This is a genomic window from Spirosoma sp. 209, assembly GCF_002006735.1.
GTDB classification, from domain to species: Bacteria; Bacteroidota; Bacteroidia; order Cytophagales; family Spirosomataceae; genus Spirosoma; species Spirosoma sordidisoli.
Map to the genome: position 1 here is coordinate 493,982 of NZ_MVEC01000009.1, position 15,734 is coordinate 509,715.

General features: G+C 52.8%; 15 protein-coding genes and 2 rRNA genes. 5 read left to right on the plus strand and 12 right to left on the minus strand.

The features are described from left to right. Positions 1-28 precede the first annotated feature (28 nt). Positions 29-931, plus strand: a complete 903-nt coding sequence (locus tag B1C80_RS17420) for an outer membrane beta-barrel protein (RefSeq protein ID WP_077922457.1) — start codon at positions 29-31, stop codon at positions 929-931. Positions 932-957: 26 nt separating this feature from the next. On the opposite strand, the gene hisF is transcribed toward B1C80_RS17420, so the two are convergent. From hisF to B1C80_RS17460, 8 genes are all read right to left on the minus strand, one after another. Continuing rightward, entirely contained in the window at positions 958-1,755 is a 798-nt protein-coding gene (gene hisF, locus B1C80_RS17425; protein ID WP_077922458.1) for an imidazole glycerol phosphate synthase subunit HisF, read from the minus strand. A gap of 3 nt (positions 1,756-1,758) precedes the next feature. Beyond that, entirely contained in the window at positions 1,759-2,181 is a 423-nt protein-coding gene (locus tag B1C80_RS17430) for a GNAT family N-acetyltransferase (RefSeq protein WP_077922459.1), read from the minus strand. After that, positions 2,178-2,888 carry a hypothetical protein gene (locus tag B1C80_RS17435; protein WP_077922460.1) on the minus strand — a complete coding sequence of 237 codons (711 nt, stop codon included), beginning with the start codon at positions 2,886-2,888 and terminating at the stop codon, positions 2,178-2,180. Before B1C80_RS17435 ends, B1C80_RS17430 begins: the two co-directional genes overlap by 4 nt. An 11-nt stretch (positions 2,889-2,899) precedes the next feature. Next, a complete protein-coding gene (gene hisA / locus B1C80_RS17440) occupies positions 2,900-3,622 on the minus strand; it encodes a 1-(5-phosphoribosyl)-5-[(5-phosphoribosylamino)methylideneamino]imidazole-4-carboxamide isomerase (protein ID WP_077922461.1) in 723 nt (240 codons plus the stop codon). Then, entirely contained in the window at positions 3,622-4,209 is a 588-nt protein-coding gene (locus B1C80_RS17445; protein WP_236648820.1) for a four helix bundle protein, read from the minus strand. Before B1C80_RS17445 ends, hisA begins: the two co-directional genes overlap by 1 nt. Beyond that, positions 4,151-4,738: an imidazole glycerol phosphate synthase subunit HisH gene (gene hisH, locus B1C80_RS17450; protein ID WP_077922462.1), complete on the minus strand. Its 588-nt coding sequence runs from the start codon at positions 4,736-4,738 to the stop codon at positions 4,151-4,153. Before hisH ends, B1C80_RS17445 begins: the two co-directional genes overlap by 59 nt. A 291-nt stretch (positions 4,739-5,029) precedes the next feature. Beyond that, positions 5,030-6,562, minus strand: coding sequence for a M20/M25/M40 family metallo-hydrolase (locus B1C80_RS17455; protein WP_077922463.1), 1,533 nt, complete (start codon positions 6,560-6,562; stop codon positions 5,030-5,032). A 97-nt stretch (positions 6,563-6,659) separates the two neighbouring features. Then, complete coding sequence (locus B1C80_RS17460) at positions 6,660-7,568, minus strand: DUF72 domain-containing protein (RefSeq protein WP_077922464.1); 909 nt, start codon at positions 7,566-7,568, stop codon at positions 6,660-6,662. 162 nt (positions 7,569-7,730) lie between these two features. On the opposite strand from B1C80_RS17460, the gene B1C80_RS17465 reads away from it, so the two are divergent. Together B1C80_RS17465 and B1C80_RS17470 are read left to right on the plus strand one after the other, a co-directional pair. Then, positions 7,731-10,466: a valine--tRNA ligase gene (locus B1C80_RS17465; RefSeq protein WP_077922465.1), complete on the plus strand. Its 2,736-nt coding sequence runs from the start codon at positions 7,731-7,733 to the stop codon at positions 10,464-10,466. A 147-nt stretch (positions 10,467-10,613) separates the two neighbouring features. After that, complete coding sequence (locus B1C80_RS17470; protein ID WP_077922497.1) at positions 10,614-11,162, plus strand: HAD-IIIA family hydrolase; 549 nt, start codon at positions 10,614-10,616, stop codon at positions 11,160-11,162. Between the two features lie 37 nt (positions 11,163-11,199). Here the strand turns inward: B1C80_RS17470 and B1C80_RS28890 are convergent, their stop codons facing one another. After that, positions 11,200-11,328: a hypothetical protein gene (locus B1C80_RS28890; RefSeq protein WP_255376576.1), complete on the minus strand. Its 129-nt coding sequence runs from the start codon at positions 11,326-11,328 to the stop codon at positions 11,200-11,202. Between the two features lie 128 nt (positions 11,329-11,456). Continuing rightward, positions 11,457-12,941: an arginine decarboxylase gene (locus B1C80_RS17475; RefSeq protein WP_077922466.1), complete on the minus strand. Its 1,485-nt coding sequence runs from the start codon at positions 12,939-12,941 to the stop codon at positions 11,457-11,459. Positions 12,942-13,268: 327 nt separating this feature from the next. Here B1C80_RS17475 and murC point away from each other — a divergent pair, with 327 nt between their 5' ends. Then, the gene (gene murC, locus B1C80_RS17480; protein ID WP_077922467.1) at positions 13,269-14,633 is read left to right on the plus strand and encodes a UDP-N-acetylmuramate--L-alanine ligase; all 1,365 of its coding nucleotides are present in this window, start codon (positions 13,269-13,271) and stop codon (positions 14,631-14,633) included. A gap of 52 nt (positions 14,634-14,685) precedes the next feature. After that, entirely contained in the window at positions 14,686-15,240 is a 555-nt protein-coding gene (locus B1C80_RS17485; RefSeq protein ID WP_077922468.1) for a TIGR00730 family Rossman fold protein, read from the plus strand. Positions 15,241-15,310: 70 nt separating this feature from the next. Here the strand turns inward: B1C80_RS17485 and rrf are convergent. After that, positions 15,311-15,421, minus strand: a 5S ribosomal RNA gene (gene rrf, locus B1C80_RS17490). A 150-nt stretch (positions 15,422-15,571) separates the two neighbouring features. Further along, positions 15,572-15,734: ribosomal RNA gene (locus B1C80_RS17495) — 23S ribosomal RNA — on the minus strand; the annotation flags it as partial.

The following is a 15,734-nucleotide window of genomic DNA, read 5'->3' on the forward strand; positions in this document are numbered from 1 at the left end:
GTTTTCTTTATTGAAAACGTGCAAAATTATGAAAAAAGTTGCAGGGATCAGCCTGATTTTGACGCTGCTGGTAGCTACCGCCTTCGGTCAGTCCGTATCGCGCCAGAACATTACCCGTCCCCGAGACAGTTTCTCGAAAGAATCGGACAAGCGATTCCGCAAGATTCTCGGCGATCAGTATGATGAGCGTACGCAGCGCGGCCGGTCAGATAACGAAGAAGCCTATGACGAAGAACGTCGCCGACGCCGGAAACGGAAGCCGCAGCAGTCGGCCGAGTACGACGGCACCGGCCCCGATTATGCCCGGCCCAACAAACTGATCGAGATGAGCATCCGGTTTGCGCCCTCGCTCAATCTGAACACGGCCGAAGGGCAGGGCAGCTATGCCGGCTTTCTCGATAATGGCATTGGCGCCCGGATGAGCGTTGGCCCTTCTCTCGATTATTTTTTCTTCAAGGACCGCTACGCGTTCAGCAGTGGCTTGTGGTATACCATCAAACGGTCTGGCTTTCAGATGCCAGGGTCTTTCGGCGAGTCTCGCTTCACACCGGGCGCGCCTTACAAAGAATCTCTCTATAACCTCCAGTATCTGCAGGTGCCGGTATCGGTAAAAATGTTCGCCAACAACATTGCGCCCCGTATCCGGCTGTACGTACAGACGGGCGGGCTGCTGAGTCTGAAAGTAGCCGAACGCGCCCTGCAAACCGAACGCAACGGCTTATACCAGGCCGAAAGCGGTGGCGACCGGCGGCAGTACGGCTTCGGTGATGTTGAGCTGCTGCTCGGCACCGGGGTCCAGTATAAAATCAACGATACCAACGCGTTCAACCTGGGCGTCAGCTACCAGCGCGGTTTGTTCGACGTAGCACGAGGTAGTCAGCTTACGTCCAAAAACCGGGTCGTTTCGCTCGATCTGGGCTTTAAGTTCTAAACCGGCCTTGATTCGCAACCCGGGTTTTACAACCTCATCTCGATACCGTTGGCGCGCAGGTAGGTTTTGAGAGCCGGAATCTCGATTTCTTTGAAGTGAAAAATACTGGCTGCCAGGCCGGCATCGGCTTTGCCGCTGGTAAACACATCGACAAAGTGATCCATAGTACCGGCCCCACCCGAGGCAATAACCGGAATATTGGCCACGCCCGAAATCTGCGCCGTCAGCTCGAGCGCGAAACCGGCTTTGGTTCCATCGGTATCCATGGACGTAAGCAGAATTTCGCCCGCCCCCCGCTCCTCTACTTCTCTGGCCCAGGCCAGGGTACGCAGCTCGGTAGGCTTGCGCCCGCCGTGGGTGTGTACGACGTGGTCGTAGGACGGTGAGCCAAATCCGCCGGTAGCGGGCCCTTCAGCGACCTCGATCCAGCGGGTGTCGATGGCGACAACGATACACTGGCTCCCGAACTCCAGCGCGAGTTCATCGACCAGGGCCGGGTTCCGGACGGCCGACGAGTTGATCGAAATTTTGTCGGCGCCGGCGTTGAGCAGAGCCGATACGTCGGCAACTGACGAAATACCCCCCCCCACCGTAAAGGGAATATTGATGGTATGCGCCACGTTCCGAACCAGATCGATCAGTGTCTTGCGGCCATCTACGGTGGCGGTAATATCCAGAAAAACCAGCTCGTCGGCGCCCTGCTCGGCATATACGGCCGCCAAAGCTACCGGATCACCTGCGTCGCGGAGGTTAACGAAGTTGGTGCCTTTTACGGTGCGCCCGTCTTTGATGTCGAGGCAGGGAATGATGCGTTTGGTTAGCATGTGTCAGTACGTTTCGATCAGCTTGCGCTGCATAAAGAAGTCGGGGTTATCGATCGCTCTGAAGCCAAATTGTTCGTAAAGCGAGTGCGCATCGCGGGTAGCGAGCATCCACCGGCGCAGGCCCTGCAGTTCGGGCCAGTCCGATATGGTCTGCACGAGCCATTTCGACAATCCTTTGCCCCGGTGTTCGGGCAGAATAAACACGTCAGAGAGGTAAGCAAACGTAGCCTGATCGGTAATTACCCGAGCAAAACCGACCTGCTGCCCATGCTGGTAAACGCCGAAACACAACGAATTGGCGATGGACCGCTCCACGATGTCGAGCGGTATGTTTTTAGCCCAGTACGACTGCTGGCTCAGAAACTCCCGGATCAGCGGCACGTTCAGCCGGCTTTTGTCGGTGCTGATGGTGTAGTCAGTTATCATACAGTAACCCGGGTTTGAGGTATATCGACAGCACAAAGAGACGACGTTGGCGTATCAAAAAGGGTAAAGATTCGCTTCAGCAGCGAAACCACTTTCTGTAACTCTACTACCCGTGGCTTAACACCGGCGTAACCGACCGGACAGTGGTAGGTATAACTCCTTCGGGTATTGGCCGATACGATGTCGAACCGATAGTTGACCCCGTCGCTCATGATAGCCCGTGGTTCTGTTTTTTTTGCCCTTATGGTAACGCCACTGTCTGAGTGTACACTTACCCTCACCGTGGTGTCGCGTGGGTTTGGTTTAGGATTGATGTTGTCTTTCAGAAGCGATTGATCGGGTAGAGTCAGCAGGTCATCGGCCAACAACTGCTGCCAGACAAGGGTATCTGCAACCTGCTTATGGACAAGCCGACGGGCTTTTTTGATCGTATTCTGGCGCCACTGTAAAGCATAATGTGACAAAAACAAGCCCGTCTCCTTCTTATCGATGACATAAAGCTCGTCCGCATCGCCGTACGTGAGCGATTCGTTTATCCAGATACGCACCTGATACTCGGCCGGTTTCAACCTCAAATCGCGTAATCCCACTTGTTGGGCTAAATGCTCAAACCGGGCCGAGGCCTTGACAGAGTCGTCGACAACGCCCCCGGCCCAGCCCGTCTGGCCGATAAGAAGGAGTAAGCCTATACGTATGACCTGGCGCATACTCCGTACGTTTAAAGACCGCTGAACAGCATTAGTTCTTTCAGCGTAACCCGCCCTTCGTAGATCGCTTTGCCAACGATGACGCCAAACAGATTCATGTCGGCCAGCGTTTCGATGTCCTGCATGTTGCTGACGCCCCCGCTGGCAATGATGTTCAGATCCGGCGCCCGATCCTGCAGGTTCCGGTACAGATCGAACGATGGTCCCTGCAATAACCCGTCTTTCGATACATCGGTGCTAATCACATACTTAACCCCTTTATCCACATAGTTATCCACAAAATCATAGACCCAAAGCTCGGTACCTTCTTCCCAGCCACTAACGGCTATTTTCTCATGTTTGGCATCGGCCCCCAGAATGATTTTGTCGGCGCCGAAGCGGCTCAGCCAGCGCTCAAACACGTCGGGCTGCTTTACGGCAATGCTACCGCCCGTTACCTGTTTGGCCCCGCACTCAAACGCCACCCGCAAGTCGTCGTCCGACTGTACGCCCCCGCCAAAATCAATGTGGAGCCGGGTTTTGGCCGCAATCTGTTCCAGTACTTTCCAGTTGATAACCCGTTTTTCGCGGGCTCCGTCGAGGTCTACCAGGTGCAGGCGCGTCAGGCCGGCATCTTCAAACTGCTGGGCCACCTCCAGCGGACGGGCGTTGTATTCTTTCTTCTGGCGATAATCGCCCTGGGTGAGCCGAACGGCTTTACCATCAATGAGGTCAATTGCGGGAATGATATACATCAATTTGGAGGAAAGAAGGACGTAAGAAGAAAGATACCATATCGACCGAATGTTCGGCTTAGAATTGGCAACGGTAGCCAGAGTGAATGTAAAAAGCCTCTTGTCAGCTTTCTTTGCAAACCGTAAATCATTCGTTGTATCTCCTGAACATTGGCGATGAGTTTTTCTACCTCTGTCTGATGAACGAACTGAAGATCACAAGCCAAAATAAGTTGTGTTTCCACTTCGTAAGCCGAGGATAAACTTATCGCCAAAAACCGAACAAAATCTTTATCAGATCGTCCAGAACCTTCGGCAATGTTGGATGGTACCGACACTGCAGCGCGTCTTAGCTGTGATGTCAACCCAAACCGCTCACTGGCGGGAAAACGAGCCGTGAGCCCATAAATATCTTTTACGAGTCCGCGGGCTAACTGCCAAACTTCTAGTTCTCTGAAGTTGTGTGCTTGCATGGTTTTAGAGAAAAAGAATAAGACATAAAAAGAGCGGAAAAAGAACATCTTTCTTCTACTATCTTTTTTCTTTCTTCTATAAACTGAGAAAGTTCTCCAGAATCCGCTGCCCAACGTCGCCACTGATTTCGGCATGGAACTGGGCCGCGTAAAAGTTATCGCGATGCAGCATGGCACTGAACGGACGAACGTAGTTGCAGACGGCCGTTGTTTCGGCGCATACATCGGCCGCATAGCTATGCACGAAGTAGACATAGGCGTTGTCGGCCAGACCATTCGTGAGCGGGCCGCGCATCGAGTGAATGTTATTCCAGCCCGTATGGGGCACTTTGAAGCCGGGTTCAGCCGGAAACCGCCGTACGTCGATATCGAAAATACCCATGCAGGTCGTGTTGTTCTCTTCGGAGTAACGGCACATGAGCTGCATACCCACACAGGTACCCAGCACGGGCTGTTTCAGCGATGGAATCAGCTGGTCAAGGCCTCGCTGCCGCAGGTAAGCCATGGCGGTACTGGCCTCGCCCACGCCCGGAAAGATAACCTTGTCGGCCGATCGAATCTCAGCCTCGTCGTCGGTCAGCAGGTAAGGCGCCCCCAACCGATCGAGCGCAAACATGACCGACTGCACATTGCCGGCGTTGTATTTTATGATAACAGTTTTCATGGCAGCCCCTGGCAATGAATAATGGATAATGAACAGCTGTTATCTCATCATTCATTGTGCATTATTCATTATCCATTAAAAAAAGCCCGGTTCTTGGATCAGAACCGGGCTTTGTGTGTATCTGTATGAACAATCAGTCAAAACAAATCACAAAAACAGTAGCACCCCGTTCTGCGGCTATGGCCGAACGTGATGATGGTGCGAACGCGCTGTCTTCGTGGTAATCATAGAGCAAATATACTTCATTTCCGGCGCACAAAGCAAACGGTAGCCGTGGTTTACCTAGGCTGATTAGTTTGTCAGGATAGCCAGCCAGGTCGTGACGCCCTCTACGTAGTTGCCAACCCGCAGGTTCTCGTTGGCCGCGTGCTGGTTGTTATCGAGGTTGACCATCGGTACGTGAATGGCGGGTATGTTGAGCGTTCGCAGAAACGGCACGATCGGCACCGACCCGCCCGTCATCCGGATCTTCACGGGTTCGCGTCCGAAAGCCCGTACCATAGCCCGGGTTAGCCAGACATCTTCCGGAATACCGATCTCGGTGCGGAACGGCAGCATTTCTCCGCTGGCTTTCAGCTGGATTAGTTTCGGGTACTGCATGCGTTCGGCTTCTGTCGGTTCATGGTCCAGCACTCGAAATCCTTTTCCTTCGATATAGGTACGAATCAGCGATACCAGCCGGGCCGGGTCGGTTTCGGGTACCAGCCGCAGGTCCAGCTCGGCAATGGCCCGGTCCGGAATAACCGTGCCGGCCTGTTTACCTACGTAGGCACTTTGCAGCCCCCGGATGTTCAGCGACGGGTATTGCAGCGCTTCCTGGTAGTTACGCCCCACCCGGTCGGGCGCGGCTATGCCCACGGTTTTTGCAATCTGCGCCGGATCGTCGGGTACCGCGGCCAGTAGTTTAGCGGCTTTTTCGTCGATCGTAATGCCGTCGTAATAGCCGGGAATGGTTACGCGTCCGTCCTCGTCTTTCATACCCGCCAGCAACTGAACCAGCCGGAGAGCCGGGTTGGGCGCGTAGTTGCCATAGTGGCCGCTATGCTGCGGGCCGCGCGGTCCGAAGGTGGTCAGCGTAACGGTTGTGATACCCCGGCAGCCGTAAATCAGGGTTGGCAGGTTAGACAGGTGCCGCCCACCGTCCATCACCAGCAACAGATCGGCAGCCAGTTTTTCTTTGTTAGCCAGCACGGTACTGGCCAGGTGCGGAGAACCGATTTCTTCCTCGCTGTCCAGAATCACTTTCAGGTTATAGCGCTGGGGTATTTTTTCTTTCTCGAGCGCGGTCAGGGCCGCCAGCAGCATGGCAATGGGTCCTTTGTCGTCGGACGACGACCGGCCGAAAATGCGCCAGTCGGGGTTGTAGTTCGTCTGGAGCTTACTCCAGTCCATGGGTGCCCAGCTGCCGTCTTCGCCCAGTTCTTTGAGCACAGGCCGGTAGGGGTTGGCTTGCTGCCATTGGCTCGGCACAACGGGTTGCCCGTCGAAATGCATGTAGAGCAGCAGTGTTTTGGGGATGCCGGCGGGGCTGGCGGTACGGGTAGCGGGTGCTTTTTTCTCGGCCAGTACCAGCGGATTGGTGGGGGTAGACAGGGTAGACACCTGGAAGCCGCGTTGCTCGAAAGCCCGCCGGAGCCAGTCGATGTTCGGCTGCATCTGCCCGTCGATGTGGGCGTTGTTTGGAATACTCAGCAGCGCATCCAGCTCAGAAAACGAAGCCCGAACGTGCTTTTGGGTAATGGCCTGCAACTGAGCCGTCGTCAGCGTTTGGGCGAAAGCACCCGAACACGCCAGTGCGATAGATAGAAGTAACACCTGTTTCATTCGGGAAAATACGAAGCGTTTCCCAAATCTGGCTGTCTCTGCGCTCTAAACGCCTGTTCATGCTCAGTTAGTTACCACACCAGCCCGGCCTGACTACCTAAAACAGACTACCCTGCACCACTTTTGGCTGCAGCACGGGCTCTTTCAGGTTCAGTCCGCAATGCTGGTTCAGCTGACGGGTCCAGTACAGAATCAGTTCGGGCGCGGTATCGTTGTCGGCCCCGCCGTGCACAAAGATATAGGCCGTTTGCAGCCCCTTGTCGAACCAGGCTTTGAGCCGCTGTACCCAGGCGTCGACCCGGCTATAGTCGGTGGGGTGGCCTTCGTTAGCAATGAACCGAAGCGTCAGAACCGGGCTGCTCAGGCCCATGTGCAGAACGTCGCGCCGACCGGCTACGTCGGTCATAACCACGTGTCGGCGCAGCAGGTAAAGCTGTTCGAGCGTCTGGTTCCAGGTTGCCGTTCGGAACCAGTCCGGATGGCGACACTCCACCGCCACATCGAGTTCGTCGGGCAGGCTTTTCAGATAGGCTTCCAGCACCGGCCATTTTTCCGGTCCAAACGAGGGCGGCAGTTGCAGAAACGGCATACCCAAAAATTCTTCGAGGCCGAGTACGGCGTTGACAAACTCATCAGTCAGCGCTTCGGTGGCCACCAGCTGCCGCTCATGGCTGATGATCTGCGGAAATTTTGGGCAGTAGGTGAACCCGGGGGTAGCTTCCTGTTTCCACTTCCCGATCATGCCCGCCGTCGGAATCTGGTAATGGGTCAGGTTTAGCTCGATGGTGTTGAACTGGCGGGTATAGTGGTGCAGGTAATCGCGTTCTTTGGCGGTAGAGGGATATATTTTGCCCACGTAATCTTTGTTGGCCCAGATTGGTCCGCCAATATAGACCTGCGGGCGCGCACTAGGCTCTACGGCGGCCCAGATACGGGCGTTGAACGCAGCCCCCGGCGGAAGCGAAAAATTGACCGCGTCGAGGTTATGTACCTTTCCAAATTCCATACGTATTCTAATGAAGTGTAGCCTTGAAACTGCCCAGGCCCGGGTTTCGTTTTTTAGCCCTGTTCAATTTAGCTAATTTTGTGCTTCTGCCTACCAGATCGGCTAGTATCCGGCCTAACCACAGGTGCAGTTGGTCTGGATTGCGCTTACTCCGAATGACTTATGATCGCCAAGACATACAATCCTAAAGACATCGAAGAAAAATGGTATCAATACTGGCTTGATAACCAATTTTTCAAGTCTACGCCAGACGAACGGGAGCCGTATACCATTGTTATTCCGCCCCCGAACGTGACGGGTGTCCTGCATATGGGCCACATGCTCAACAACACAATTCAGGATGTGCTGATTCGGAAGGCGCGCATGGAAGGCAAAAACGCCTGCTGGGTGCCCGGTACCGACCACGCCAGTATTGCCACCGAAGCCAAAGTCGTGGCGATGCTTAAAGAACGCGGTATCAACAAACACGATCTGACCCGCGAGCAGTTTCTGGAATACGCCTGGGAATGGACCCACAAATACGGCGGCATCATTCTGCAGCAACTCCGTAAACTGGGTGCATCGTGCGACTGGGACCGGACCCGCTTCACGATGGAGCCTGCACTCTACGATGAGGTCATCGATACGTTTGTAGACCTCCACGAGAAAGGTAAAATTTACCGGGGCGTTCGTATGGTTAACTGGGACCCACAGGGGCTCACGGCCGTATCGGACGAGGAAGTCATTACAAAAGAAGTTCAGCAGAAACTGGTTTATATCCGCTACGATATAGCGGGCAGTAACGACCAGGACTCCATCACGATTGCTACCGTTCGGCCCGAGACCATCATGGCCGACGCGGCTATCTGCGTAAACCCCAACGACGAGCGCTACAAACACCTCCACGGTAAAAAAGCCATTATTCCCCTCATCAACCGGGAGATTCCGATCATCACAGATGAGTACGTAACGATGGACTTTGGAACGGGCGGCCTGAAGGTAACCCCGGCTCACGATCCGAATGACTATGCCCTCGGAATCAAATACAACTTGCCCGTACTGGACATTCTGAACGACGACGGCACCCTCAACGAGAAAGCCCAGATTCTGGTTGGCCAGGATCGTTTCGCGGCCCGGAAAGCCATTATCAAACTCCTCGAAGAGTCCGGTAATCTGGAAAAAACGGAAGACTACAAGTCGAACGTAGGCACCTCTGAGCGGACCGGAGCCGTTATTGAGCCCAAACTGTCATTACAGTGGTTCCTGAAGATGGACGAGATCGCGAAGCCAGCTCTCGAGAGCGTACTGTCCGATACGGTTCAGCTCAACCCGGCCAAGTTCAAGAACATGTACCGGTCCTGGATGGAAAACCCGCACGACTGGTGTATCAGCCGCCAGCTGTGGTGGGGACAACGGATTCCGGCTTTCTACCTGCAGGACGGCACCTATGTAGTGGCCCGCAACAAGCACGAAGCGCTGGAAAAGGTACAGCACGAGCGACTCCTGTTCGCTATGACCGAGGCTGACCTGACGCAGGATGAAGATGTGCTGGACACCTGGTTTTCGTCGTGGCTCTGGCCCATGTCGGTGTTTAAACCATCCGGCAATCCCGACGAACCCAAGGCCGGCCCGAACGATCTGGACTACTATTACCCGACCAATACGCTCGTTACCGGTTTTGACATTATCTTCTTCTGGGTTGCCCGGATGATTATGGCAGGCTATGAGTTCAAAGGCGAACGTCCTTTCGAAGACGTATATTTCACGGGTATGGTCCGCGACAAACTCGGCCGCAAGATGTCGAAACAGTTGGGTAACTCGCCCGATCCGCTCGACCTGATCGATCAGTTTGGTGCCGATGGAGTCCGGACGGGCATGCTTTTTAGCTCGGCCGCTGGTAACGACCTGCTGTTCGACGAGAAGCTGGTTGAGCAGGGCCGTAACTTCAGCAATAAAATCTGGAACGCCTTCCGGCTCGTGAAAGGATGGACGGTCGTAGAGACGCAATCCGTTGCGTCTCATTCGCGCCAGCCAAACTCGGCCGATCAGGAGACGCAACCGCCCGGCAGCCCGGCCTTTGCATCTCTACCCATCCAGTGGTTCGAGGCCAAGCTGAGCGCCACGCTGATTCAGATTGAGGACGATTTCAGCAAGTTCCGGATTTCGGACGCTCTGCAGGCTATTTATAAGCTCATCTGGGATGATTTCTGCTCGCAGTACCTCGAACTTATCAAACCGGCATTCGACGTGTCTACGGGCACCGCAACGCCCATAGACGCCCCTACATACAATGCTACGATCGATTTCTTCGAGCGACTCATGCAACTGGCCCATCCGTTCATGCCGTTCATTACCGAAGAAATCTGGCAGGAAATCAGAGAAAGGAAACCCGGCGACAGTATATGCGTAGCCAGCTTCCCGAAGCCCGCTGCGGTCGACGCGCAGATTCTGTCTGATTTCGAAACGCTTTTCGAGATTATCACGAACGTTCGAAACATTCGGAATACAAAACAGATTTCTCCTAAAACCGAACTGCCGCTGGCGATCAAGACAGCGGCCCCGGCCCGGTTCGCGTCCCTGGAGCCTCTGATTGAAAAGATGGCGAACGTATCGACCATCAGCTATCTGGACGAAACCGCCGAAGGACGCTCGGCCGATTCGGTCTCGTTCCTGCTGAAAAGCGATGAGTTCTTCGTCAACATAGCCGGCGAGATCGACATGGAACAGGAAGCAGAAGCCGCCCGCAAGGAGCTTGACTACCTGACGGGTTTCCGCGAGTCGATTTTGAAGAAACTGTCAAACGAGAAATTCGTGGCTAACGCAAAACCCGAAGTTGTTGACCGCGAACGGCAGAAACTGGCCGATGCCGACGCAAAAATTCACGCGCTGGAGCAGCGTCTGCGTGATCTGGTGGCCTAGACCATGCGACCGAACTCCGGCCCGGTACCCGCAGAACGAGTACCGGGCCGAAGTTCGTAGTATAAGTTTAATAGAGATTTTTCGCGTAATATTTCAAGTAAATAAAAGAATAGTCGTATAATTGACCCATCAACAAATGGTATAATGATGAACAAGTGCATTTTCTTAGATCGTGACGGCGTATTGAATGAAGACAGAACTGACTACGTATATCGGGTCGAAGACTTCATCATACCTGAAGGCGTTCCGGAGGCACTGCGTTCGTTTAAAGCAGCGGGTTATCTGCTCATTGTAATTACCAACCAGGCCGGCATTGCCAAGGGTCTCTACACGCGCGACGATGTGATGGCCTGCTATCATTATCTTCAGGAGCGCTGTGATCATCTCATCGACGATATTTATTACAGCCCCCATCATCCGAACTACGACTCTGAATCGCTGACCCGCAAGCCTGGTTCTCTGTTGCTTGAAAAAGCCATGGCCAAGTATGACATCATCCCCAACGAATCGTGGATGATCGGGGATGCTTTGCGCGATATGCAGGCCGGCCGCCGGGTAGGCGTACGCACCGTTCGTATTGCCCATTCGCCCGAGCTAACCCCCGAATGCGACGGCTGCGCGCCTAACCTGCTGGAGGCTTCGCGCTTCGTTCTTGAGGTAGCCCACAAAAGCAATACCGCCAACCAGGCAGCCTAGGCTATCTGATTGGCGGCAAATCGACAATGTCTTGTCACTAGGCCCGTACCTGCTGCGCCGACGCGGGCTTCTGCACGCTTCCGTAGGCAGGACAGTTGGCTTTCCGCGCACACGATCCCAGCGATACTGTCGCTAGCAGAGCGCCCAAAATCAGTAGTTTTTTCATGAATAAGATGGTCGTTTGAATCTCTATTGCGGTCAGATGATTAACGAAACTAAGCATCTGAATCGTACAAAAAACGTACCACGCCAGCCGGTGGAAACGAAAGACTTTCGTCTCCACCGGCCTATCGGTCAGGTATCGTCCCGTACGAGTTCAGCTTCTTCTTCGCGTTCTTCGGCAGCTTCTGTTGCCTCCAGTTCGGTCATACCCGGTTCGGCACCGCCGTAGCCCAGTATTTTCAGCATTACCTCACTATTCTGCTCCGGCGCAAACAGGCGGGTCCGTAGGTTGCCCTCGTCATCTTTGTCGACAATGACGTGCTGCGGGGCCGGAATGAGGCAGTGCTGAATACCACCATAGCCGCCCAGCGACTCCTGATAGGCACCTGTGTGGAAAAGACCGATGTACTGGTCTTCGGCATCCTGATCAAAAATGGGCAGGTACAGGTCAGCGCTGTGAGTTTCGGTATTATAGAAGTCGTGAGAGTCGCAGGTCAGACCGCCGAGGTTCACTTTCTGGTACGGGTTGTCCCAGTTGTTAACCGACAGCATAATGTATTTCTGCCCCAGGCCCCACGAGTCGGGCAGTTGGGTAATAAACGAACCGTCGATCATGTACCACAGCTCTTTATCGTTCTGGAGCTTCTGATCGATCACTTTATAGATAACAGCACCGCTTTCGCCGACGGTATAGGAGCCAAATTCGGTGAAAATATTCGGAACCGGTACATTGTTCTTGTTACAGATCCACTGAATGCTCTCCACAATCTGATCAATCATGGCCTGGTAGTCATACGTGAACTGGAACGAAGTCTGGATAGGCATGCCCCCCCCGATATCGACAGAATCGAGGTCTGGACACATCTTCCGTAACTCGCAGTATTTGTACATGAACCGGCTTAGCTCACTCCAGTAATACGCGCTGTCTTTAATGCCCGTATTGATGAAGAAGTGAAGCATTTTCAGCTTGAACCGCTCGTTAGTCGCGATTTTGCTACGGTACAGTTCGTTCACATCGCTGTAGCGAATGCCTAGCCGCGAGGTGTAAAAGGCGAAGTTCGGCTCCTCATCTGTAGCGATCCGGATCCCGAAGTTGACGGTTTCGGCCGTAACCGAGTTCTCGTAGGCTTCGATCTCTTTCAGATTATCCAGAACGGGAATACAGTTCGTGAATCCTTCGTTCAGTAGTTCGCTGATATATTGCGTATAGAGCGGCCGCTTGTAACCATTACAAATAATATAGGTGCTCTTACTCACCTTGCCTGCCTTGTAAAGTTCCCGAATTATCGGAACATCATAGGCCGAAGACGTTTCGAGATGGACATTATTTTTGAGAACCTCGTCGAGTACAAATCGGAAATGGGATGACTTCGTGCAGTAGCAGTACGTATAGTTCCCTTTGTAATTATACCGCTTCATGGCATTTTTGAACAGCAGCTTGGCGTGTTCAATATGCTCCGTGATTTTAGGCAGGTAGGTCAGCTTCAGGGGCGTACCGTACTCTTTGACAATGTCCATCAAGGGGACATTATTGAACATCAATTGGTTGTTCTCAACATTGAACTCCCGCGTAGGGAACTCAAATGTCTGATCAATGAGGTCATAGTATGTCTTCATCCCTCCGATTATCGCATAAAATGGGCTGTCCGCTGAAGCGGTTTGTGGTTCAAAAAACAGGCGCGAAACTGGCTAATAAAAATGGGGTTTCCAAGACCAACACGCGTGCAAGATAGTCAACGAAAAATGCGGGGGTTTGATTCGACACAGGCCTAAAATTAATGATTGCGCAACATGCGACAGCCTTCTGCCCGGCCACAAAGCGGTTTGATAACAACAGGTCAGCAAATTCGTTTTTCCATAATCACACCGATGCCTGTCGATACCCATGCCGAGTATTGACATCGAAAAAACGTACTTTTGCCTGTTTACCGACCGTTATACGGAATGTCTAAATCAATACACTTTATTTCGATTGGTGGCAGCGCCATGCATAACCTCGCGCTGGCACTTCATCAACAGGGCTACATCGTTACCGGCTCCGACGACGAGATTTACGAACCATCCCGCTCCCGATTGCAGCAACAGGGTCTGTTACCAGCCATAATTGGCTGGTTTCCGGAAAAAATCCATGCTGAACTGGAAGCCGTTATCGTTGGCATGCACGCCAGAAAAGATAACCCGGAACTGGTTAGAGCCCAGGAAATGGGGTTGCCCATCTTTTCTTACCCGGAATACATTTATCAGCAAAGTAAGCAGAAACAGCGGGTGGTCATTGCGGGCAGCCATGGTAAAACAACCATAACGTCGATTGTTCTTCACGTACTGAAGTACCACAACCGGCAGTTCGATTATCTAGTAGGCGCGCAGCTGGATGGCTTCGAAACGATGGCCAAACTTTCTGCAGATGCCCCTCTCATTGTGATTGAGGGCGATGAATACGCATCATCACCGGTCGATTCTCAACCTAAATTCCTGCATTATCATCCCCACATTGCGCTGATCAGCGGTATTGCCTGGGATCATGTCAATCTATACCCGACCTGGGAGCTTTATGTCGATCAGTTCGAAATGCTGGCCGAAGCCATGCCAAAAGGTGGTATTTTGATCTTCGACGAGTCTGACGATATGCTCGATGTCATTGGTCAGAAGGAGCGGGCCGACGTTAACGAAATTCCTTACCAGGCCCACCCGCATACAATTGTCGACGGAGCAACCTTTCTGATTACCCGACAGGGAAAGCAAATTCCGGTGCAGATTTTCGGCGAGCATAACATGAAAAATCTGTCTGGTGCCCTGACGGTACTGGATCAGATTGGTATTACAGATGATCAGTTCTACGAAGCAATTTCTTCGTTTAAAGGAGCGGCTCACCGGCTCGAGAAAATTGCCCAGAATGGCAATCGAATCTTTTTTCGCGACTTTGCCCATTCACCTTCCAAAGTAGAAGCAACTACAGAAGCCGTAAAGCAACAGTTTCCCAATAAACGCCTGCTGGCCGCTTTTGAACTGCACACGTACAGCAGCCTCAACAAAACGTTTTTAAGCCAATACAAAGGAAGTCTGGACTCCGCAGATACAGCCGTTGTCTATTTCGACGCCAACACGTTTGCCATCAAGCAGCTTTCGCCCATCAGTCCTGACGACGTAAAGGTCGCCTTTGAACGGCCTGATCTGACTGTATTAACCGACCCGGCTGATCTGGAGTCTTACCTTTCCAGTCAGCGCGAGAAGGCCGACGCTTTCTTGTTCATGAGTTCGGGCACGTTTGGAGGAATCGATCTTGAAACTCTTTCGGATCAGCTTATTTAACCATTATCCTATCAACTCTCAACGGGCTGGACGCAAACACAGCCCTTATTTTATGCACAGTATCGTTGTTTATTGCGGCTCAAGCCCCGGAACCAACTCAGTTTATAAAGAAGTAGCCATCGAATTGGGTGAGAAGCTGGCGGCTTTCAACATCAGGCTCATTTATGGCGGTGGCGGCTTTGGCCTGATGGGTAATGTGGCCGATGCAGTTATGCAGAATGGCGGAGAAGTGACGGGCGTAATACCAAATTTCCTGGCAGAACTCGAAGTTGCGCACAACACCCTCACCGAACTACATTTTGTGGAGACCATGCACGAACGTAAGTTCAAGATGGTTCAGCTGGCCAAAGGCGTTATTACGCTCCCGGGTGGCTACGGCACCTTCGATGAGCTGTTCGAGATATTGGCCTGGCGTCAGCTAAAGTTGTATGACGGACCGATTGTCGTCATAAACGTGAACGGCTATTATGATTTGATGCTACAGCAACTTGACCGGTGCGTTATCGATGGCTTTCTAAAAGCTGAAAACAGAGCATTGCTTATCGTTGCCGAATCGGTTGACGAAGCTCTGTTTAGAATTAAAGAATTCTGGGATCAGGTGTATTGATCTCCTCATTGTTTTACATGCAAAAAGCCGTCACCCGGATCGGGTAACGGCTTTCGCGTTTAATAACAGCAGGTGGCACCTTCCTACTCTCCCACTTGTGACAGCAGTACCATCGGCAGTACGGGGCTTAACGGCTCTGTTCGGAATGGAAGAGGTGTTCACCCGCCTTACCAGCACCAACCTGCTTGTTGTTCGTCAACCTTCATCAGCCCTAAGGCTGATATGGTCTAATGATTTATTCTTTAACCCTACAGGAAGAAGAGACAGTCTAAAACGCCTAGAGAGACTTTTGAACAATACAATCAGGTTATCAATAATTTCAGACAAAGCGAAGCACACGCGTCCGGGGCCATTAGTACGGCTCAGCTCAACACATCTCTGTGCCTACACCTGCCGCCTATCAACGTCGTCGTCTCCAACGCCCCTTTATACCGGATGACTCATCTCGGGGCCGGTTTCGCACTTAGATGCCTTCAGCGCTTATCCTATCCCAA